The organism is Hyphomicrobium sp. (assembly GCF_036833075.1).
Taxonomy (GTDB): domain Bacteria; phylum Pseudomonadota; class Alphaproteobacteria; order Rhizobiales; family Hyphomicrobiaceae; genus Hyphomicrobium_C.
The window spans coordinates 1-20,386 of record NZ_DAITQL010000075.1; the positions used below are offsets into that span (position 1 = coordinate 1).

Annotated in this window: 17 protein-coding genes; 8 read left to right on the plus strand and 9 right to left on the minus strand. The window is 66.3% G+C overall.

The window, feature by feature from the left end:
- On the minus strand, nt 1–259 hold a 259-nt coding region (locus V7082_RS17335), incomplete at its 3' end, for an HU family DNA-binding protein (protein WP_334150561.1).
- A 435-nt stretch (nt 260–694) separates the two neighbouring features.
- On the opposite strand from V7082_RS17335, the gene V7082_RS17340 reads away from it, so the two are divergent.
- A complete protein-coding gene (locus V7082_RS17340; RefSeq protein ID WP_334150563.1) occupies nt 695–1,657 on the plus strand; it encodes a tyrosine recombinase XerC in 963 nt (320 codons plus the stop codon).
- Between the two features lie 16 nt (nt 1,658–1,673).
- Here V7082_RS17340 and lpdA read toward each other — a convergent pair whose 3' ends face one another.
- The 7 genes from lpdA to zapE all read right to left on the minus strand — a co-directional run bounded on the left by lpdA (nt 1,674) and on the right by zapE (nt 12,224).
- Entirely contained in the window at nt 1,674–3,077 is a 1,404-nt protein-coding gene (lpdA, locus tag V7082_RS17345) for a dihydrolipoyl dehydrogenase (RefSeq protein ID WP_334150564.1), read from the minus strand.
- 48 nt (nt 3,078–3,125) lie between these two features.
- The gene (gene odhB / locus V7082_RS17350; RefSeq protein ID WP_334150566.1) at nt 3,126–4,421 is read right to left on the minus strand and encodes a 2-oxoglutarate dehydrogenase complex dihydrolipoyllysine-residue succinyltransferase; all 1,296 of its coding nucleotides are present in this window, start codon (nt 4,419–4,421) and stop codon (nt 3,126–3,128) included.
- A gap of 66 nt (nt 4,422–4,487) precedes the next feature.
- Nucleotides 4,488–7,445, minus strand: a complete 2,958-nt coding sequence (locus V7082_RS17355; protein ID WP_334150567.1) for a 2-oxoglutarate dehydrogenase E1 component — start codon at nt 7,443–7,445, stop codon at nt 4,488–4,490.
- Between the two features lie 114 nt (nt 7,446–7,559).
- Nucleotides 7,560–8,459 (minus strand): succinate--CoA ligase subunit alpha, encoded by a 900-nt coding sequence (sucD, locus tag V7082_RS17360; RefSeq protein WP_334150569.1) that lies wholly within the window; start codon nt 8,457–8,459, stop codon nt 7,560–7,562.
- A 49-nt stretch (nt 8,460–8,508) separates the two neighbouring features.
- Nucleotides 8,509–9,708, minus strand: a complete 1,200-nt coding sequence (gene sucC, locus V7082_RS17365) for an ADP-forming succinate--CoA ligase subunit beta (RefSeq protein ID WP_334150571.1) — start codon at nt 9,706–9,708, stop codon at nt 8,509–8,511.
- 134 nt (nt 9,709–9,842) lie between these two features.
- Nucleotides 9,843–10,808 (minus strand): malate dehydrogenase, encoded by a 966-nt coding sequence (gene mdh / locus V7082_RS17370; RefSeq protein WP_334150572.1) that lies wholly within the window; start codon nt 10,806–10,808, stop codon nt 9,843–9,845.
- Between the two features lie 255 nt (nt 10,809–11,063).
- Nucleotides 11,064–12,224, minus strand: a complete 1,161-nt coding sequence (gene zapE, locus V7082_RS17375) for a cell division protein ZapE (RefSeq protein ID WP_334150573.1) — start codon at nt 12,222–12,224, stop codon at nt 11,064–11,066.
- Between the two features lie 416 nt (nt 12,225–12,640).
- Here zapE and V7082_RS17380 point away from each other — a divergent pair, with 416 nt between their 5' ends.
- Together V7082_RS17380 and V7082_RS17385 are read left to right on the plus strand one after the other, a co-directional pair.
- The gene (locus V7082_RS17380; protein ID WP_334150574.1) at nt 12,641–13,216 is read left to right on the plus strand and encodes a GNAT family N-acetyltransferase; all 576 of its coding nucleotides are present in this window, start codon (nt 12,641–12,643) and stop codon (nt 13,214–13,216) included.
- A gap of 272 nt (nt 13,217–13,488) precedes the next feature.
- On the plus strand, nt 13,489–13,653 hold the full coding sequence (locus V7082_RS17385; RefSeq protein WP_334150576.1) for a hypothetical protein: 165 nt from the start codon (nt 13,489–13,491) through the stop codon (nt 13,651–13,653).
- Between the two features lie 225 nt (nt 13,654–13,878).
- Here V7082_RS17385 and V7082_RS17390 read toward each other — a convergent pair whose 3' ends face one another.
- A complete protein-coding gene (locus tag V7082_RS17390) occupies nt 13,879–14,658 on the minus strand; it encodes a succinate dehydrogenase iron-sulfur subunit (protein ID WP_334150577.1) in 780 nt (259 codons plus the stop codon).
- 405 nt (nt 14,659–15,063) lie between these two features.
- Between V7082_RS17390 and V7082_RS17395 the strand changes: the two genes are divergently transcribed.
- From V7082_RS17395 to V7082_RS17415, 5 genes are all read left to right on the plus strand, one after another.
- A complete protein-coding gene (locus V7082_RS17395; protein ID WP_442909814.1) occupies nt 15,064–16,137 on the plus strand; it encodes a substrate-binding domain-containing protein in 1,074 nt (357 codons plus the stop codon).
- Nucleotides 16,138–16,241: 104 nt separating this feature from the next.
- The gene (gene pstC, locus V7082_RS17400) at nt 16,242–17,705 is read left to right on the plus strand and encodes a phosphate ABC transporter permease subunit PstC (protein ID WP_334150579.1); all 1,464 of its coding nucleotides are present in this window, start codon (nt 16,242–16,244) and stop codon (nt 17,703–17,705) included.
- 20 nt (nt 17,706–17,725) lie between these two features.
- On the plus strand, nt 17,726–19,030 hold the full coding sequence (pstA, locus tag V7082_RS17405) for a phosphate ABC transporter permease PstA (RefSeq protein WP_334150580.1): 1,305 nt from the start codon (nt 17,726–17,728) through the stop codon (nt 19,028–19,030).
- 57 nt (nt 19,031–19,087) lie between these two features.
- Nucleotides 19,088–19,864 carry a phosphate ABC transporter ATP-binding protein PstB gene (pstB, locus tag V7082_RS17410; RefSeq protein ID WP_442909815.1) on the plus strand — a complete coding sequence of 259 codons (777 nt, stop codon included), beginning with the start codon at nt 19,088–19,090 and terminating at the stop codon, nt 19,862–19,864.
- Nucleotides 19,865–20,056: 192 nt separating this feature from the next.
- Nucleotides 20,057–20,386: phosphate signaling complex PhoU family protein (locus tag V7082_RS17415; RefSeq protein WP_334150583.1), on the plus strand; the 330-nt coding region annotated here is incomplete at its 3' end.

Consider the following 20,386-nt stretch of genomic DNA (forward strand, 5'->3'; position numbering starts at 1 on the left):
TCGCCTCGCCCGTGGCCGGGTTGCGGCCCATGCGCGCCGGACGCTTGCGCACCTGCAGGATGCCGAGGCCGCCGATGCGGATGCGGTCGCCCTTCTTGAGGTGCTTGGCGATCATCGCGACCATGTCCTCGAGCACGGCGTTGGCCTGCTTCTTGGGCATGTCGTGCGCTTCGGAGAGCGCCGTGCCGAGGTGGCGCAGCGTAACGGTATTGACGGGCTTGGCTGCCTTGGGAGCAGCCTTGGTGACGGTCTTGGCCATGAGAGTTCCCCAGAAAGAAAGAATCAGAATCACCGCGCGAACATACAATAAGAATGAATTTCCGCGGCTACCGAACGAAAAAGGCTACGCTTTTTTGCGATGGGCTGGAGTTTAAGTCACACGCTTGCCAGCACAACGGAGCGCAAAAAGCCGCGTTTTTCAGGCTTAAACTGCCCTTCGCGCGCAAGGCAACGTCGTGAGTGCATACCGCCAGGATGGGCTTATCGCAATCGGTAGAGGGATGCGGGGCGCCGATTCGCACACTTGAATTGCACCCGGCCCGCCCCGGCGCCCATGCTCCGGAACGGCTGGAAATCCCGTGTTTTCAGGCTTTTTGATCCGCACACCACACGGAACGCAAGTGTCGCGGCGCTCTACGCCATCGCGCAAATCATTTACGCTCCTGCAACGCGGATGGGTGAATCTGGACAGCGCATGACCCGGGAGACCATCGACCAGCTTCTCGAGGCGGACGGCGAGCTGCCGCTGTCCGACGACCTCGGCCGTGCCGCGGCCGCCTGGTTCGACCACCTCGTCCACGAGCGCGGCCACACGCCCGCAACCCTCACCTCCTACGAGCGCGACCTGCGCCAGTTCCTGGGCTTTCTGAGGCGCGACCTCGGGCACGCTCCCTGCCTCGCCGACCTCGGCCGCCTCGAGGTCAAGGCCGTGCGCCGCTTCCTGGCCGCCCGCCGGCGCGAGGGCGCCGCCAGCCGCTCGCTCGCACGCACGGTCTCGGCGCTGCGTACCTTCTATCGCTGGCTCGAGGCGACCGACCGCGTCACCAACCGCGCGCTGGCCCAGGTCGCCATGCCGCGCCTTCCCCACACGCTGCCGAAGCCGCTCACCGTCGAGAAGGCGGCCGCCCTCGTCGAGACCGGCGGCGCCGACGACGACTGGATCCGCGCCCGCGATGTCGCCGTGATGCTGCTGCTCTACGGCGCGGGCCTGCGCATCTCCGAAGCCCTCTCCCTCACCTGCCGCGACGCGCCGGTTGCGGGCCGCGACGTGCTCCGCATCACGGGCAAGGGCGGCAAGGAGCGGCTCGTGCCCATCCTGCCCCTCACGCAGCAGGCCGTGGAGCGCTACCTCGCGCTCTGTCCCTATCCGCGTGACGCCGCCGCGCCCCTGTTCATCGGCGCCAAGAGGGGACCGCTGTCGCCGCGCCTGATCCAGCTCGCCATCGCCCGCATGCGCGACGCGCTCGGACTGCCGGAGACCGCAACGCCGCACGCGCTCCGCCACTCGTTCGCGACGCATCTGCTCGCCGCAGGCGCCGACCTGCGCCAGATCCAGGAGTTGCTCGGTCACGCCTCGCTCTCGACCACGCAGGTCTATACCGAGGTCGACCGCGCCCGCATCCTGGCCGTCTACGATCGCGCCCATCCCCGCGCTTAAGCTCGGGCCGCGCTGCTCACATATGGATGGCGCGCTTGGCGACCGCGAGCGCCGCCTCCTTCACCGCCTCCGACAGCGTCGGATGCGCATGGCATGTGCGCGCCAGGTCCTCGGCCGAGCCGCCGAACTCCATGATCACGGCCGCCTCCGCGATGAGCTCGCTCGCGTTCGCACCGATGATGTGCACGCCGAGAATGCGGTCGGTGTCCGCGTCCGCCAGGATCTTGACGAAGCCCTCCGTGGTCCTGTTGACCTTGGCGCGTCCGTTGGCCGTGAACGGGAACTTGCCGACCGTATAGGCGACATCCACCGCCTTGAGCTCGTCCTCGGTCTTTCCGACGGAGGCCACCTCGGGCGTGGTGTAGATCACGCTCGGAATGACGTCGTGATTCACCTGGCCGGCCTGGCCCGCGAGGATCTCGGCCACCGCCATGCCCTCGTCCTCGGCCTTGTGCGCGAGCATCGGCCCGGCGATCACGTCGCCGATGGCATAGATGCCCGTCACGTTGGTCTCGAACTGTCCGTTGACGACGATGCGGCGGCGCGCGTCGCGCACCACGCCCACGTCGTCGAGGCCGAGCCCGTCGGTGAACGGCACGCGCCCGATCGCGACCAGCACTGCGTCCGCCTCGATATGATCCTGGGCGCCGCCCTTGGCCGGCTCGAGGCTCACGTCGAGGCCGCCTTCGATCCGCTCTACGCCGACCACCTTGGTGCCAAGCCGGAATGCGAGCCCCTGCTTGGAGAAGAGGCGCTCAAGCGCGCTCGCGACCTCCCCATCCATGCCGGGCAGGATGCGGTCGAGGTATTCGACGACGGTCACGGACGACCCGAGCCGGCGCCACACCGACCCGAGCTCGAGGCCGATCACGCCCGCACCGACCACCAGGAGCCGCTCCGGCACCTTCGCAAACGACAACGCGCCGGTCGACGAGACGATTTCCTCCTCGTCGATCTCGAGGCCCGCCAGCCGCGCCACGTCCGATCCGGTGGCGATGACGATCGAGTGCGCCTCGACCACCTGCCGCTCGCCGGCGGCCGTCGTCACCTCCACCCGCCCGGCCTTGAGGATGCGCCCGGTGCCGTGGAACGCGTCGACCTTGTTCTTCTTGAGCAGGAACGCAACGCCGTCGACGTTGCCTTTCACGCCCTCGTCCTTGAAAGCGAGCATGCGCGTGAGGTCGAGCTCGGGGGACACTTTGATCCCCATGCGGGCAAAGCCGTGTCCTGCCTCCTCGTAGAGCTCGGAGGCATGGAGCAGCGCCTTCGAGGGGATGCAGCCGACGTTGAGGCACGTGCCCCCGTACGTCGCGCGCTTCTCGACGATGGCCGTTCGGAGGCCGAGCTGCGAAGCGCGGATCGCGCACACATAGCCGCCCGGTCCGCTGCCGATCACGACGAGATCATAGGGGTCGGCCATCTTGCGCGCGCCTTTCTCGGGGTTTCGGATGAGGAGGCCCGGACGACCTCACAATTCCAGGATGAACCGCTGCGGATCCTCGAGGCACTCCTTGACGCGCACGAGGAAGGTCACGGCCTCCTTCCCGTCGACGAGGCGATGGTCGTAGCTGAGCGCGAGATACATCATCGGCCGCGCGACGATCTCGCCGTTCTTCACCACCGGCCGCTCCTCGATGCGATGCATGCCGAGGATGCCCGCCTGCGGCGCGTTGAGGATCGGCGTCGAGAGCATCGAGCCGTAGACGCCCCCGTTCGAGATCGTGAACGTGCCGCCCTGCATCTCGGCGATGGCGAGCTTTCCCTCCCGGGCGCGCCTGCCGAACTCGCCGATCCTGGCCTCGATCTCCGCAATCGACATGCGGTCCGCGTCGCGGAGAACCGGCACCACGAGGCCGCGGTCGGTGCCGACCGCAACGCCGATGTGATAGTAGTTCTTGAAGACGATGTCCTCGCCGTCGATCTCCGCGTTGACGGCCGGGATCTCGCGCAGCGCCTGGATGCACGCCTTCACGAAAAAGCCCATGAAGCCGAGCTTCACGCCGTGCCGGCGCTCGAACAGATCCTTGTATTGAGCCCGCATCGCCATCACGGCCGACATGTCGACGTCGTTGAACGTCGTCAGCATCGCCGCCGTGTTCTGCGCCTCCTTGAGTCTCAGCGCGATGGTCTGGCGCAGGCGCGTCATACGCACGCGCTCCTCGCGCCCGGCTTCGCTCACCGCCGCCGGCGCGCGCACGTCGGGGGCCTGCTGCGGTACGGTCACCGCGCGGACGGCGGGCGCCGCCGCGCGTGCGGGCTCTTCCGGCACCGGCTCGAGCCTGGGGCGCGCCGCCGCTTGCGCCACCGCCGCCGCCACATCCTCCTTGAGCACCTGGCCGCGCCGGCCCGATCCCGTCACGTCGCCCTCGCCGAGGCCGGCCTCGGCGAGATGCTTGCGCGCGGCCGGGCTGGGCGGTGCGCGGAGCTCAGAGGGCGCAGGTCTGGACGGAGCCGCGCGCGGCTCGGGCGCCGGGCTCGCCGCCTGAGGCGCAGCCGCCGCCTTGGGCGGCGCGGGCCGTGCGTCTCCGCCGCCTTCGGCCAACGCGCCGAGCACAGCGCCGATCGAGACCGTCGCCCCTTCATCGGCGAGGATCTGCGAGAGCTTCCCCGCCGCCGGCGCCGGCACCTCGACCGTCACCTTGTCCGTCTCCAGTTCGACGAGCGCCTCGTCGGCCTTGACCGCATCGCCCGGCTTCTTGAGCCACTTTCCGACCGTCGCCTCGGTCACCGATTCACCGAGCGTCGGCACGCGGATCTCAATCATCTCTTCCCGCCTTCCTCGCCGCGGGGCCAATAAAGCCCCGGCCTCTTCTCGCTTGAACGCACCGGCTCAGCCCTTGAGGGCGTCCGCCACCAGGGTCTTCTGCTCGTGAATATGCTTGCTCATCAGCCCCGTCGCCGTCGACGCCGACGCCGAACGGCCCGCATAGCGCACCCGCCGGCCGGCCGGCGCGAGCCGATCCAGCACCCAGTTGATGTTGGGCTCGATGAACGTCCAGGCGCCCATGTTCTTGGGCTCCTCCTGGCACCAGACGATGTCGGCATTCGGAAAACGCCCGATCTCGTGCAAGAGCGCCCGCGCCGGGAACGGATAGAGCTGCTCGAGCCGGAGGATGTAGACGTCGTAGAGCTCTCCCGCGTCGCGCGCGTCGGCGAGGTCGTAGTAGACCTTTCCCGAGCACAGTACGACGCGCTTGATCTCCTCTTCCGGCTTGCGGAAGGTATCGTCCCACAACACGCGATGGAATGTCGTTCCCGGCCCCATCTCGTCGAGCCGCGAGACGACCCGCTTGTGCCTGAGCAGGGACTTCGGCGTCATCAGGATCAGCGGCTTGCGGAACGCGCGGTGGAGCTGCCGTCTGAGGATGTGGAAATAATTGGCGGGCGTCGTGCAGTTCGCGACCTGCCAGTTGTCCTCCGCACAGAGCTGCAGGAAGCGTTCGAGCCGCGCCGAGGAATGCTCGGGCCCCTGCCCCTCGTAGCCGTGCGGCAGGAGGCACACGAGACCCGACATCCTGAGCCACTTGCGCTCGCCCGAAGAGATGAACTGGTCGAACACCACCTGCGCGCCGTTGGCGAAATCGCCGAACTGAGCCTCCCAGCAGACGAGCGCGTTGGGCTCCGCGAGCGAGTAGCCGTACTCGAACCCGAGCACCGCCTCCTCCGACAGCATCGAGTTGATGACCTCGAATCGGGCCTGGCCGGGTGCGATGTGGCGCAGCGGCGTATAGCGCCGCTCGGTGTCCTGATCGATGAGCACCGAATGGCGCTGCGAGAACGTCCCGCGCTCGCAGTCCTGGCCGGAAAGACGAACCGGGAATCCCTCGGTGACCAGCGTGCCGAACGCCAGATGCTCGGCCATCGCCCAATCGAGGCCCTCGCCCTTCGCCACCATCTCGCGGCGCCGTTCGAGCAGCTTGACGATGGTCTTATGCGCGCGGAAATCGGCCGGGATGGTCGTGAGGTTCTTGCCGATCATTCTCAGCGTCTCGAGCGGGACGCCGGTGTTGCCGCGCCGCTCGTCGTCGTCGGCGAGGCCGACGCCGCTCCACCGCCCGTCGAGCCAGTCCGCCTTGTTGGGCTTGAACGATTCCGCCGCGGCGAGCTCGGCGTCGAGGAACGCGCGGAACTTGCCCCTGGTGGCCTCGACGCCCTCGGCCGTCACCACGCCCTCCTCGATGAGGCGCTCCGAATAGAGCTGCACCACCGTCGGGTGCTTGCGGATGCGGTCGTACATGATCGGCTGCGTGAAGGCCGGCTCGTCGGCCTCGTTGTGTCCGAACCGGCGGTAGCAGAACATGTCGATGACGACCGGCTTCTGGAACTTCTGCCGGAACTCGGTCGCGATCTTGGCCACGTGCACCACGGCTTCGGGGTCGTCGCCGTTCACGTGGAAGATCGGCGCCTCGATCACGCGCGCCACGTCCGAGCAGTAGGGCGAGGAGCGCGAGTGGCGCGGATTGGTGGTGAAGCCGATCTGGTTGTTGATGATGAAATGGATCGCGCCGCCCGTGCGGTGGCCCTTGAGGCCCGAGAGCCCGAAGCATTCCGCGACCACGCCCTGCCCGGCGAACGCCGCGTCGCCATGGATCAGGAGCGGCATGACGGGCGTGCGCTCGCTCGGCTCGCAGTTGAGCTGATCCTGCTTCGCGCGCACCTTGCCGAGCACGACGGGATCGACGATCTCGAGATGCGAAGGGTTGGCGGTGAGCGACAGATGCACGTTGTTGCCGTCGAACTGCCGGTCCGACGACGCGCCGAGATGATACTTGACGTCGCCCGACCCCTCGACGTCGTCCGGCTTCCAGGAGCCGCCCTTGAACTCGTTGAAAATGGCGCGGAACGGCTTGGCCATGACGTTCGAGAGCACGTTGAGACGCCCGCGGTGCGCCATGCCGATCACGATCTCGCGCACGCCGAGCTGTCCACCGCGCTTGATGATCTGCTCGAGCGCCGGGATCATGGATTCGCCGCCGTCGAGCCCGAAGCGCTTGGTGCCCGTGTACTTCACGTCGGCGAACCGCTCGAACATCTCCGCTTCGATGAGCTTCCTGAGGATGGCCGTCTTGCCCTTCTCCGTGAAGCGGATGTCCTTCTCGTCGCCCTCGATGCGGTGCTGGATCCACGACTTCTGAGCCGGCGACGTGATGTGCATGAACTGGTAGCCGATCTTGCGGCAGTAGGTGCGCCTGAGGATGCGCAGCACCTGCCGGATCGTCGCCGTGTCGAGGCCGAGGTAGCGGTCCATGAAGATCGGGCGATCGAGATCGGCGTCCGTGAAGCCGTACGTCTCGGCCTTGAGCTCCCGGTGCACGCGCCGGTCGGTCAGGCCGAGGGGATCGAGATCCGCCGCCAGGTGCCCCATGACGCGATAGGCGCGGATCAGCATGATGGCGCGCACGCTGTCCTGGATGGCGCGCAGCGAGATCGCAGGCGAGATCTCGAACCCCGTGGTGTGGGCCCGTGCCTGCAGCCTGTCGCGCAGTCCGCGCTCGACCTCGCCATAATCGCCGGTCAGCGCCGCGACCAGCTCGCTCGGCGCTCCCTGAAGCTGCGCCAGCGGTTGCGCCCAGGACGGCCCGGACGATCGTCCGTCAGCGCCCTCGCCGTTCGCGGGGGACGGCTCGGCCGCGCCATCGCGCATGCTCTCGAAGAAAAGGCGCCATTCGTCGCTGACGGAGCCCGGATTTTTCTCGTACTGGCTCTGCAGCTCTTCGATATAGGGCGTGTTGACGCCGTTCAGAAAAGACGTGCGAAGAAAATGCTCGTTGAGGGCCTGTCGTGACATGCGAAACCCCGCGATAGCTTCCGGCGCGACATCGCCGGAGATGAGGTAACCATCTCTCCCGTTTTTGGCAATTCTTCGCGCCTCGAATGCCCCGCTTATATACGGGACAGACCGTTAGCCCTTTAGAACTTTGGTCAAAGTCGTCCCCAGGGACGCAGGACTGTCGGCGATCGCGATGCCGGCCCGGCGCATGGCCTCGACCTTGTCCTCGGCCCGCCCCTGGCCGCCGGAGATGATGGCGCCTGCATGCCCCATGCGCCGCCCCGGCGGCGCCGTCATGCCGGCGATGAACCCGGCCATCGGCTTTTTGCGGCCCTTCTTCGCTTCGCTGATCAGGAACGCGGCCGCCTCTTCCTCGGCCGACCCGCCGATCTCGCCGATCATGATGATCGAATGCGTATCGGGATCGGCGAGAAACAGCTCGAGCACGTCGATGAACTCCGTGCCCTTGACCGGATCGCCGCCGATGCCGACGGCCGTCGATTGGCCGAGCCCGGCGTCCGTCGTCTGCTTCACGGCCTCGTAGGTGAGCGTCCCCGAGCGGGAGACGATGCCGACCGTCCCCTTCTTGAAGATGTTGCCCGGCATGATGCCGATCTTGCACGCTTTGGGCGTCAGAACGCCCGGGCAGTTAGGCCCGATCAGCCGCGACTTCGAGCCCGAGAGAGCGCGTTTCACCCTGACCATGTCGAGCACGGGGATGCCCTCCGTGATGCAGACGATGAGCGGCATCTCCGCGTCGATCGCCTCCAGGATGGCATCGGCGGCGAACGGCGGCGGCACGTAGACCGCGCTCGCCGTGGCGCCGGTCTTGGCTTTCGCTTCGAGCACGGTGTTGAACAGCGGCAGGTCCGCAAGCTCGGGATCGGCGGCCTTCGTGCCGCCCTTGCCGGGCGTGACGCCGCCGGCGACCCGGGTGCCGTAGCTGCGCGCCTGCTTGGTGTGGAACGTCCCCTGGCTGCCGGTCAGGCCCTGGCAGATGGTGACCGTGGACGCGTCGACGAGAATGGCCATGCTGTGTCTCTTATCGCGGCAATTCGAATGGGATGGGAATAGGTGGGGCTCAGGCGGCAACCTTGATCGCCGACGTGATCTTGGCGGCGGCATCCGCAAGGTCGTCGGCCGGAACGATCGTGAGCCCGCTCTTGGCCAGGATCTCCTTGCCGAGATCGACGTTGGTGCCTTCGAGCCGCACGACGAGCGGCACGGTGATGTCCATCTCGCGCGCAGCGGCGACGATGCCCTCCGCGATGATGTCGCAACGCATGATGCCGCCGAAGATGTTGACCAGGATGCCGCGCACCGAGGGGTCCGAGAGGATGATCTTGAACGCCGCCTGCACTTTCTCCTTGGACGCGCCGCCCCCCACGTCGAGGAAGTTCGCGGGTTCGGCGCCGTAGAGCTTGATGATATCCATGGTCGCCATGGCGAGGCCCGCGCCGTTCACCATGCAGCCGATCGAGCCGTCGAGCTTCACGTACGACAGCTCGTGCTTGGCGGCCTCGATCTCCATCGGGTCCTCCTCGGTCTCGTCGCGCAGCGCGGCGATGTCGGGATGGCGGAAGAGCGCGTTGCCGTCGAACGAGATCTTGGCGTCGAGCGCCGAGAGGTGACCGTCCTTGGTCACGATCAGCGGATTGATCTCGATGAGGCTCACGTCCTTGTCGTTGAGCAGCCGGTAGAGGCCGTCGATCATCTTCGCGCACTCCTTGACCTGCTCGCCCTTGAGCCCGAGGGCGAACGCGATCTTGCGCGAATGGAACGGCATGAGACCGGTCGCCGGATCGACGGTGAGCGTCAGGATCTTGTCGGGCGTCTCGTGCGCGACCTTCTCGATGTCCATGCCGCCCTCGGTGGAGGCGATGAAGGCGATGCGCGAGCTTGCGCGGTCGACCAGCGCCGAGAGATAGAGCTCGCGGTCGATGCTGGCCGCCTCCGTGATGTAGATGCGCCGCACGACACGGCCCGCCGGGCCCGTCTGCACCGTGACGAGCGTCTTGCCGAGCATCTGCCCGGCCAGCGCCTTGGCCTCGGCGGGCGACTTGGCGAAACGCACGCCGCCCTGTTCGCCCGCTTCCTTTTCCTTGAAGCGGCCCTTGCCGCGCCCGCCCGCGTGGATCTGCGCCTTGACCACCCGCACCTCGGTGGCGATGCCGGCGGCGACCGTCTCCGCCTCATCCGGCGTGAAGGCCACGCCGCCGCCCGAGGTCGGCACGCCATACTGCCTCAGGAGATCCTTGGCCTGGTGCTCGTGAATGTTCATGGTTCCGCGTGATCCCTCAACGAAACGAAACGGGGAGCGCGGCACGGAGGGGCGTGCGGCCAGGAGGCGGCCGCACACTGTTGATAGAGAAGCCTCCGTACCCCGCGTCGGCTGGTGCAGTGCAGGCCGCGCCCTCAGGCGCCGAGCTGCGGGTTGATCTTGATGCAGGCATCGACCAGACCCTTGACGGATTCGATCGACTTCATGAGCATCGAGCGCTCGGCGGAGTTGAGGTCGATCTCGACGACCCGCTCCGTTCCGCCTTCGCCGATGATCGTCGGCACACCCACATACAGCCCCTTAACACCGTACTCGCCGTTGAGATACGCGGCGCATGGCAGCACGCGCTTTTTGTCCTTGAGGAAGCTTTCGGCCATGGCGATGGCGGAGGCGGCCGGAGCGTAGTAGGCCGAGCCGGTCTTGAGAAGCGCGACGATCTCGCCGCCCCCCTTGCGCGTGCGGTCCACGATCTGATCGAGGCGCTCCTGGCGGATCCACCCCATGCGCACGAGATCCGGCAGCGGAATACCGCCGACGGACGAATAGCGCACCAGCGGCACCATGTCGTCGCCGTGCCCGCCGAGCACGAACGCGGCCACGTCCTCGACCGAGACCCGGAACTCCTCGGCGAGGAAGTGCCGGAAGCGGGCCGTGTCCAGGACGCCGGCCATGCCGGCGACCATGTTGCGCGGCAGGCCCGAGGACTTCTGCAGCGCCCACACCATGGCGTCGAGCGGATTGGTGATGCAGATGACGAAGGCGTTGGGCGCGTACTTGCGGATGCCGGCGCCGACCTGCTCCATAACCTTGAGATTGATGCCGATCAGGTCGTCACGGCTCATGCCGGGCTTGCGCGGCACGCCGGCGGTGACGATACACACGCTCGCCCCTTCGATGTCGGCGTAGGCGTTCGTGCCCTTGAGCGTGCAGTTGAACCCTTCCACGGCCCCCGATTGGGCGATGTCGAGCGCCTTGCCCTGCGGCAACCCCTCGGCAATATCGAAAATTACGACGTCTCCGAGCTCCTTGAGGCCGATGAGGTGGGCCAGCGTGCCGCCGATCATTCCGCCGCCGATCAACGCGATCTTCGTCCGCGCCATGAAAGCATTCTCCCTGGAGGCTAGGGGCCCCAACGGGCCCTGTGTTGTGTTGAAATTGTGTGAGGGGTGGTGGTGCGTGCTTGACGAGCGGTTGATCCGTTCCCGATGGCTCCGCGGCCGGCTCGCCTCCGGCGTGAGGAAACTGGCGCCTTGGTAGGACGAAACGGGTAGGGGCTCAAGTCCGACGGACCGCCGAGGGGCAGGCAGCCGTGCGGCGAGCGCAGGCCGAGCGCGGCCCGAACCGGCCCACGGGGCTCAATCGGCCGGAGGACTCGTGCGCGGGCTTGGGTGTGGAATTGGGTGAGGGTCCGGCTGAGCGGCCGGGCTCCCGCTCCGCGCAAGATAGGCTTCGCTCCGCATCTCCATGAGCCGCGAGGCGGTCCGCTCGAAGAGGAAAGCCCCGTCCCCCTCGGGGTAAAGTCGGTGGGGCTCGGCCGCCGCCGAGGCGATGAGGCATGTCCCGCTATCGTAGAGCGTATCGATGAGATGGATCAGCCGCCGGGCTTCGTTGCGCCGGTCGGGCGTGAGCATCGGGATACCTTCGAGCACGACGGTGTGGAAGGCGCGGGCGACCGCGAGGTAATCGAGCGCCCCGAGCGGCTGTTCGCAGAGATCGGAGAACGTGAAGCGCGCAACGCCCATCGACGCGGCCGGCACGGCGACCTTTCGACCCTTCACCTCGAGCACCGCCGGCGCCCCGGGATGATGTCCCGTGAGCCGCTCCCAATGCTCCTCGAGGCCGCTCGCGGCGCGGGCGTCGCAGGGCGCGAAATAGAGCGTCCGCCCGGCGAGCTTGTCGAGCCGGAAGTCCTTCGCGGCCTTGAGCTCGACCGCGTCCATATGGCTCTCGATGAGCGCGATGAACGGCAGGAAGAGCTGCCGGTTGAGGCCGTTCCAGTAAAGGCGCCCGGGCGGCGCGTTGGAGGTCGCCACCACCACCACGTCCCGCGCGAGCAGCGCCTTGAAGAGGCGCGCGAGGATCATCGCATCGGCGATGTCGGTGATCGTCAGCTCGTCGAAGCACAGGAGCCCGGCCTCGGCCGCGATCTCGGCGGCGACGAAGGGGATCGGATCGCCGTCCGTCGTCGCCCGTCCGCGCCGGATGCGGTCGTGCACGTCGCTCATGAAGGCGTGGAAGTGCAGCCGGCGCTTGGGCGCGAACGATACGGTCTCATAGAAGAGATCCATGAGCATGGTCTTGCCGCGGCCGACTGCACCGTGGAGATAGACCCCGCGCGGCGCAGCGCTCCGCGCGCGAAAGAGCGATTCAAGGAGACCGCCCCGTCCTGGCCGCCAGCCGGCCAGCGCGAGGGCCAAGCGGTCGAGTGAGCGAGCGGCCTCGCGCTGTGCGCCGTCCGGCTCGATCTCCCCCCGCGCGATCCGCCCCTCGTAGTGATCCAGTACCGATTCCGCCATGCTCACCCTGAAACGATTCTACGACCCTCGACCACGGATCGCCTCGGCCCGCCACCGTAGCCCCGTCAGTCCGCGCGCCCTTCACACTGCAACCGCTCGCACCCTCGAAAAGCCGGCGATTAGGACCGGCAACGCCCGGCGGCAAGCCCCCGACACGGGTTCCCTTGCGCGGCGCACAACCCAGCCCCGCGTTTTTTGCGACGCAACACAGGCCGAAAGCCCACAACCGCGCCAGAAGCGACAAAACATCGTTTCTACGGCCACTTATTTGGCGCATTGTGCGGCGCACAAGACACCCTATATCGAGCACGGTGCTCCAGGATCCCGGAGCGCCGATGACGGCGGAGAGCGGCACGGACTGCGCGAGGCGCGTTCCGGTCCCCTCTCTCGACGGTTCAGACTGGAGGGTCGATCCAATGAGCGAGTATGCACATACGAGCGGCATATTCCGCAAGCTTTGGCCGCACGAGCAGAACCTGTTTCGCGACCACCTGATGCGCCTGGACAAGACCAGCCGCGCCATGCGGTTCGCGCACGGCGTCTCGGATTCCTTCATCGAGGACTATGCGCGGCACATGGCCGACGCCGGCACGACGGTGTTCGCCTACATCGAGGACGGCGAGGTGCGCGGCGCCGCCGAGCTGAAGAAGCTCGGCGACACCTGGGGCCGCGAGGCGGAGGCGGCGTTCTCCATCGAGACCGCCTATCAGGATCACGGGCTCGGCTCGGAGCTCATGGGCCGCGTCATCCGCGCGGCGCGCAACCGCGGCATTCACCTGCTTTACATGAGCTGCCTCGCCTCCAATACGAAGATGCAGGCCATCGCCCGCAAGCACGAGGCCGACCTGCGCTTCGAGATGGGCGAGGTGGTGGGCGAGATCGTGCCCGAGGGGCCGAGCTATTTCTCGCTCCTCGCAGAGGCCGTCGAGGATCGCGTCGGTTTCATGATGGCGGTTCTCGATCTGCAGCGGCGCGTCGTAAAGGCAGCTTAGCGGCCAGCCGATCCCAACCTCATATCTCTTCCGATCCACGGCTCGCGAGATTGATTTCCGCGATCCATTTCTGCTGCGCGATGATGAGACGGAGTCGAGATTGACGGCGTAGAGTCTTGAATATGGAAGAGATTGTTGACTTCACGCAACACTTTGCACGGAATTCGGATAAATCGACATGCTGAATCCATTTTGCATGTCAACAAAATGATCGAACTTGCGCATGATTTTTTTGTTCCGAAATGATTCGGACATTAGAGGGAGAGATTACCATGGCTAAGACTGTGAAGAAGGCTCCGGCCCGCAAAGCTGCGAAGAAGCCGGCTGCTCGTAAGGCTGCTGCGCGCAAGCCCGCCGCTCGCAAGACCGTCCGCAAGGCGGCTGCGAAGAAGCCGGCCGCTCGCAAGACGGCTGCCAAGAAGCGCCGCGCGGCCTAAGTCGCGCATCCGCCGACCCGCTCCTGTCTGGGCAACAGGGCGGGGATTGGCGGAGGTGTCTTGGAAAGAATTCCGACTTGAAGACCGATGGCAGCGAGACGCGCCATCGGTCTTGTCGTTTCTGGGCCCGAAAAAGATCCGGAATATCGCCAAAAGGGCGCCGCCTTGTGCCCCGCAGGGGATGGCTCCGACATCAAGGGCCGCACGAGCCGAACCTGCGCAGTTTCAGACCCGGCGCTGCACCATCAGCTTCTTGAGCTCGGCGATGGCCTTGGCCGGGCTCAGCCCCTTGGGGCAGGCCTTGGCGCAGTTCATGATGGTATGGCAGCGGTAGAGGCGGAACGGGTCCTCGAGCGTGTCCAGCCGCTCGCCCGTCGCCTCATCGCGGCTGTCGATGACCCAGCGGTAGGCCTGCAGCAGCGCCGCCGGCCCGAGATAGCGGTCGGAATTCCACCAGTAGCTGGGGCACGAGGTCGAGCAGCAGGCGCAGAGAATGCACTCGTAGAGCCCGTCGAGCTTCGCGCGATCCTCCCGCGACTGTTTCCATTCCTTGGGCGGCGTTGCCGTCTCCGTCTTGAGCCACGGCTCGATCGAGCGATGCTGCGCATAGAAGTTCGTCAGGTCCGGCACCAAATCCTTGACCACGCTCGTGTGCGGCAGCGGATAGATCCGGATCGGCCCCGTGACCTCGTCGAGGCCCTTGAGGCAGGCGAGATCGTTGGTGCCGTCGATGTTCATGGCACATGACCCGCAGATCCCCTCCCGGCAGGAGCGGCGGAACGTCAGCGTCGGATCGATCTCGTTTTTAATCTTGATCAGCGCGTCGAGCACCATTGGCCCGCACTGCTCGACGTCGAGCCAGTAGGTATCGATGCGCGGGGCGTCGCTGTCGTCGGGGTTCCAGCGATAGATGCGCAGCTCGCGCCACGTTCCCTTGACGTCGGGCGCATTCCAGGTCTTGCCCGTCGTGATTTTCGAGTTCTTGGGAAGCGTGAGCTGAACCATGCCGTGCGGACCCCGTGCTGGCGCTTTCGCTGGAAAGCGCATCGTTCGCGATTGCAGATAAAGACAAAACAACGCCTCGCTGTTCATGAGACCGCGATCCGCGGCTGTCAACGGCAAGCCCCGGACGGGGGCATGCATTCCTTCGCCGTCGCAATGAGAAGAGAGCGCCGCATCGCGGCTTGCGCATAAAAGTCGCTCCCCGCAGACGATGACGGCTGCACACCGCTGATCGCGGACGCAGGCGGCGTGCAACATTCCAAAGAATGAATAATCACTATGAAATTACAAATAGTTATACTGTCATAAATCCACAGCGTCCGGTCTCTAAAAAAGCCAGGGACAAGCTTCGGAGGGGAGAGCGCTGCGAAGGGCCGCGCTCAAAACCGCCAGAGACAGGAGACCAACGTGAGCAGCAGGATCATCGCCTCGGCAACGGTCGCAGCCGTCGGCATAAGCGTGTTTGCCTGTACGACATTGGCCCGCGATCAGGTCAAGGTTGCGGGATCGTCGACGGTTCTGCCGTACGCGAGCATCGTTGCGGAGCAGTTCGGCAAGACGTTCCCCGCCCTCAGAACGCCAGTGGTCGAATCGGGCGGCTCGGGCGCCGGCCTCAAGCAGTTCTGCGCCGGCGTCGGCGAAGACAAGATCGACATCGCCAACGCCTCGCGCAGGATCAGGCCGTCGGAAATCGCCGACTGCGCGAAGGCCGGCGTGGACGACATCATGGAGGTCAAGTTCGGCTACGACGGCATCGTGCTCGCGGTGGATGCCCGCGCCGGCCAGTGGAAGCTCGAGCCGAAGGACCTCTTCCTGGCGCTCGCCGCCCAGGTGCCGAAGGACGGCGCGCTGGTCGCCAACCCCCACAAGACCTGGAAAGAGGTCAACGCCGATCTCCCCGACTGGCCGATCCTGGCCTTCATCCCCGGCGAGAAGCACGGCACGCGCGAGGTCTTCGAGGAGAAGGTCATGCACGCCGGCTGCAAGGCTACGGGCGCCGATGCGCTTCTCCTCGCCAAGGCCGAGGGCGCCGATGAGACTGCCAGGAAGACGGCGGCCGACAAGGCGTGCGGCAGGGTCCGCAAGGACGGTGCCGCCGTTGACATCGATGGCGACTACACCGAGATACTGGCCCGCATCGAATCCAACCGGCAGGCCCTCGGCGTGTTCGGCCTCTCGTTCTACGAGAACAACAAGGACAAGCTCACGGTCGCCACCATCAGCGGCGTCGAGCCCTCGCTCGAGACCATCGCCTCCGGCGAGTACCCGATTTCCCGCCCGCTCTTCTTCTACGTAAAGAAGGCGCATCTCGGCGTGATCCCCGGCCTCAAGGAGTATGTCGCGTTCTTCACCTCGGATAAGATCCTCTCGGCCGACGGCCCGCTCGTCGAGTACGGCCTCGTGCCTCTCCCCGACGCCGAGCGCATCGAGGTCCAGGAGCTCGTAAAGTCCGGCAGGACGCTCACGACCGCGGGCAAATGAGCCTCTGACGACCCGAAGGAGCGGGGACGGGAATGAGGCGAGATCTGCCGCTTCCCCGCCCCGCAGTTTGACCGAGCAAGCGTTTCCGAACCAGGAAAGAGCCAGTGTCGACGCCCCTACTGTTTCTCTCCGTTTTCGCCCTCGGCGGCATCGGTTGGTTTCTTGGAAATCGCCGCGCGCGCGCGTCCGTCGAGGGCAAGACATCCCGACTGCATTCGAGGCCGGGCTACTACGGAGCCTATGTCCTGCTCTGGACGACGCTGCCGGCCGCGGCCCTGATCGTCGCTTGGGCCGCCGTCGCGCCGCTCGTCACCACCTCGCTGGTCGACTCCCGCCTGCCCGAGGCCGTCCGGAGCGGCCCCGAGCAAACCCGCACACTGACGATGTCCGCCGTGCGCCTCATCGAAAAGGGATTCTCCGCGCTCTCGCCCGAGGAGTTCGAGAAGACGCTCGACCCCGCAACCGACATCAAGGCCCTGCTGCTGAGCAAAGGCGTGCCGCTGGCCGTCACGCCCGAGCCCTACGCCGTGGACGCAGCCCGCTACCAGCTCACCCTCAAGAACTCGAGCCGGGTCCTGATCACGATCTCCGCGCTCGCGCTCGCCCTGCTCGGTCTGGTATTCGCCCTGTTCCAGGTCGGACCGAAGCTCAGATCCCGCAACGCCGTCGAATCCGTGGCCCTCGCCGGGCTTCTCGGCTGCTCGATGGTCGCCATCCTGACCACGCTCGGCATCGTGCTCTCGATGCTGTTCGAAAGCGTCCGCTTCTTCTCGATCGTGCCGTTCACCGACTTCCTCTTCGGCACGGTCTGGGATCCGCGCTTCTCCGCCGCGGGCGCGAGCGGCAGCTCGGGGGGCGAGTTCGGCCTCCTGCCCCTGCTGTGGGGCACGCTCTACATCTCCCTGGTCGCGCTCCTCGTGGCGGTGCCGGTCGGCCTCTTCAGCGCCGTTTACATGTCGGAGTACGCCTCCGCCCGGGTTCGCATGACGACCAAGCCGCTGCTCGAGATTCTCGCCGGCATCCCCACCATCGTCTACGGCTTCTTCGCCCTGATCACGTTCGGCCCGCTCCTGCGCGACCTCGGCGCCTCCGTCGGCCTTTCGATCTCGGCGACCAGCGTGCTCACCGCCGGCCTCATCATGGGCGTCATGCTGATCCCCTTCGTCTCCTCGCTTTCGGACGACATCATCAACGCCGTCCCCCAGTCGCTGCGCGAAGGCTCCTATGGGCTCGGAGCGACGCAGTCCGAGACCATCAAGCGCGTCGTCCTTCCGGCCGCGCTGCCGGGCGTCGTCGGCGCCGTGCTGCTCGCCGCCTCCCGCGCCATCGGCGAAACCATGATCGTCGTGCTCGCCGCCGGCATCGCGCCGAACCTGACGCTCAACCCCTTCGAGCCGGTGACCACCATCACGGTCAAGATCGTGAGCCAGCTCACCGGCGACCTCGAGTTCAACTCGCCGCAGACGCTGGTTGCCTTCGCGCTCGGCCTCACGCTGTTCGTCTTCACCCTGGCCCTCAACATTTACGCGCTTTACATCGTGCGCAAGTACAGGGAGCAGTACGACTGATGACGATGGAACACGCTCCCATGGCAACGGAAACCGGCCTCTCCGCCCGCAGCATCCGCGAAGCGACCCAAGCCCGCATCGCCAAGCGCTACGCCGCCGAGCGCCGCTTCAGGGCCTACGGTATCGCCGCCATCCTGTTCGGCCTGGTGTTTCTCGTCGCCCTCTTCGCGACGATTTTCATGCGCGGCTACACCGCGTTCCTGCAGTCGGCCTTCACGCTTCCGGTGCACCTCGACCAAGGCGCATTCGGCGCATCCTCGCCGCCCTCCGAGAACGACATCCTGATGGCCGACTATACGAAGCTCGCCAACCGCGCGCTGTTCCAGGTCCTCGGCGTCGACCCCGGGAACAGACAGGACGCCAAGGCGGCCGCGGTCCTGCTTTCGGCCCATGCCGACACCCGGATCCGCAACGCCGTCCAGGCCGATCCCTCGCTGATCGGCAAGACGATCGAGCTCGATCTCCTGGCCCACGGCAACGTCGACACCTTCATGAAAGGCCACTTCGACCGCAGCGTTCCGGAGGGTCGCCGCCAGCTTTCCGACAAGCAGCTCGCCTGGCTCGACAAGGCGGCCGCCTCGGGGCAGTTGGCAAAGCACTTCAACACCGGGCTCTTCACGTACGGTGCCTCGAGCAAGCCCGAGACGGCCGGCGTCGGCGTGGCGCTTGCCGGCTCGCTCTACATGATGCTGATCGTGCTGCTGGTCGCCGTCCCGCTCGGCGTCGCGGCCGCGGTCTATCTCGAGGAATTCGCGCCCAAGAACCTCCTGACCGACGCCATCGAGGTCAACATCAACAATCTCGCAGCCGTGCCGTCGATCGTCTTCGGCCTCCTCGGCCTCGCGATCTTCATAAACTTCGTTGGGCTCCCTCGCTCGGCAGCCCTTGTCGGCGGCCTGGTGCTCGCGCTCATGACGCTACCGACGATCATCATCGCGACGCGCGCCGCCGTCGCCGCGGTCCCCCCCTCCATCCGCGAGGCGGCCCTCGGCGTCGGCGCCTCGAAGATGCAGTCCATCACCCACCACGTGCTGCCGCTCGCCGTGCCTGGCATCCTGACCGGCACCATCATCGGCTTGGCGAAGGCCCTTGGCGAGACAGCGCCGCTGCTGATGATCGGCATGGTCGCCTTCGTCGTCGATTTCCCGAAGACGCCGCTCGATGCCTCGACCGCGCTTCCCGTGCAGATCTTCATGTGGGCAACGGCGGCCGAGCGCGGCTTCGTCGAGCGTACGGCCGGAGCCACGCTGATCCTGCTTGCCTTCCTCATCTGCATGAACGTAACCGCCGTCATCCTCCGCCGCCGTTACGAGCGCCGCTGGTAGACCCGTTCCATTGGAGTGACCATGCTGAACGTTACGATCCCCGACCCGAAACGCGCCATGAAGCTCGGCAACACGCTCGACCCCAAGGTCGTCGCCAGGGACGTGAACGTCTACTACGGCGAGAAGCACGCGCTGCACGACGTCTCCGTCGACATCCCCGATCGCGGCGTCATGGCGTTCATCGGCCCCTCCGGCTGCGGCAAGTCGACGTTCCTGCGCTGCATCAACCGCATGAACGACACCATTCCGATCTGCCGGGTGACGGGCAAGATCTCGATCGACGACGAGGACATCTACGATCCCGCCCTCGACGTCGTGCAACTACGGGCCCGGGTCGGCATGGTGTTCCAGAAGCCGAACCCGTTCCCCAAGTCGATCTATGAGAATGTCGCATACGGGCCCCGCATCCATGGCCTCGCCGCAAACAGGGCGGAGCTCGACAACATCGTGCAATCGAGCCTCGAGAAGGCCGCGCTCTGGAAAGAGGTCAAGGACCGTCTCAACGATCCGGGCACCGGTCTTTCGGGCGGCCAGCAGCAGCGCCTCTGCATCGCCCGCGCCGTCGCGGTGAGCCCCGAGGTGATCCTGATGGACGAGCCGTGCTCGGCCCTCGACCCCATCGCCACCGCCAAGATCGAGGAGCTGATCGACGAGCTGAAGAAGAACTTCTGCATCATCATCGTCACGCACTCGATGCAGCAGGCCGCCCGCGTCTCGCAGCGCACCGCATTCTTTCATCTCGGCGTCCTCGTAGAGGAAGGCGCCACCAGCGACATCTTCACCAACCCCAAGGACCAGCGTACGCAGGATTACATCACGGGCCGCTTCGGCTAGCGACGGAGTGCGACCCGGAGCTTCGGAAACGAGCTCCACCACGGCCAGGAGCCTTAAGTGCGGATCGATCGGAAACCCTTTTTTGCCGGCATCATGCCATCGCTGAGCCCGCGTCCCGACGCAGAGAGCCACACGGAGCCGACAGCCGCGTCGACTGCCGCGGCGGGAAAGCCCAAAGGAGAAGCAGCGCCCATGAACGAGCACATTGTGAAGTCCTACGAGGAAGAGCTTGCCCTCCTCGACAGGAAGATCGCCCAGATGGGCGGGCTGGCCGAGCATATCCTCGGCCAGTCGTTCGATGCGCTTGAACGCCGCGACCCGCAGCTCGCCGAGCAGGTCGTGAAGTCCGACAAGCAGATCGACCAGCTCGAACGCGACATCGAGGAGCAGGTGATCTCGATGGTCGCCCGCCGCCAGCCGCTCGCCGACGACTTGCGCCACGTGATGGCCGCGCTGCGGATCACGACCGACCTCGAGCGCATCGGCGACCTCGCCAAGAACATCGCCAAGCGCGCGCTCGCC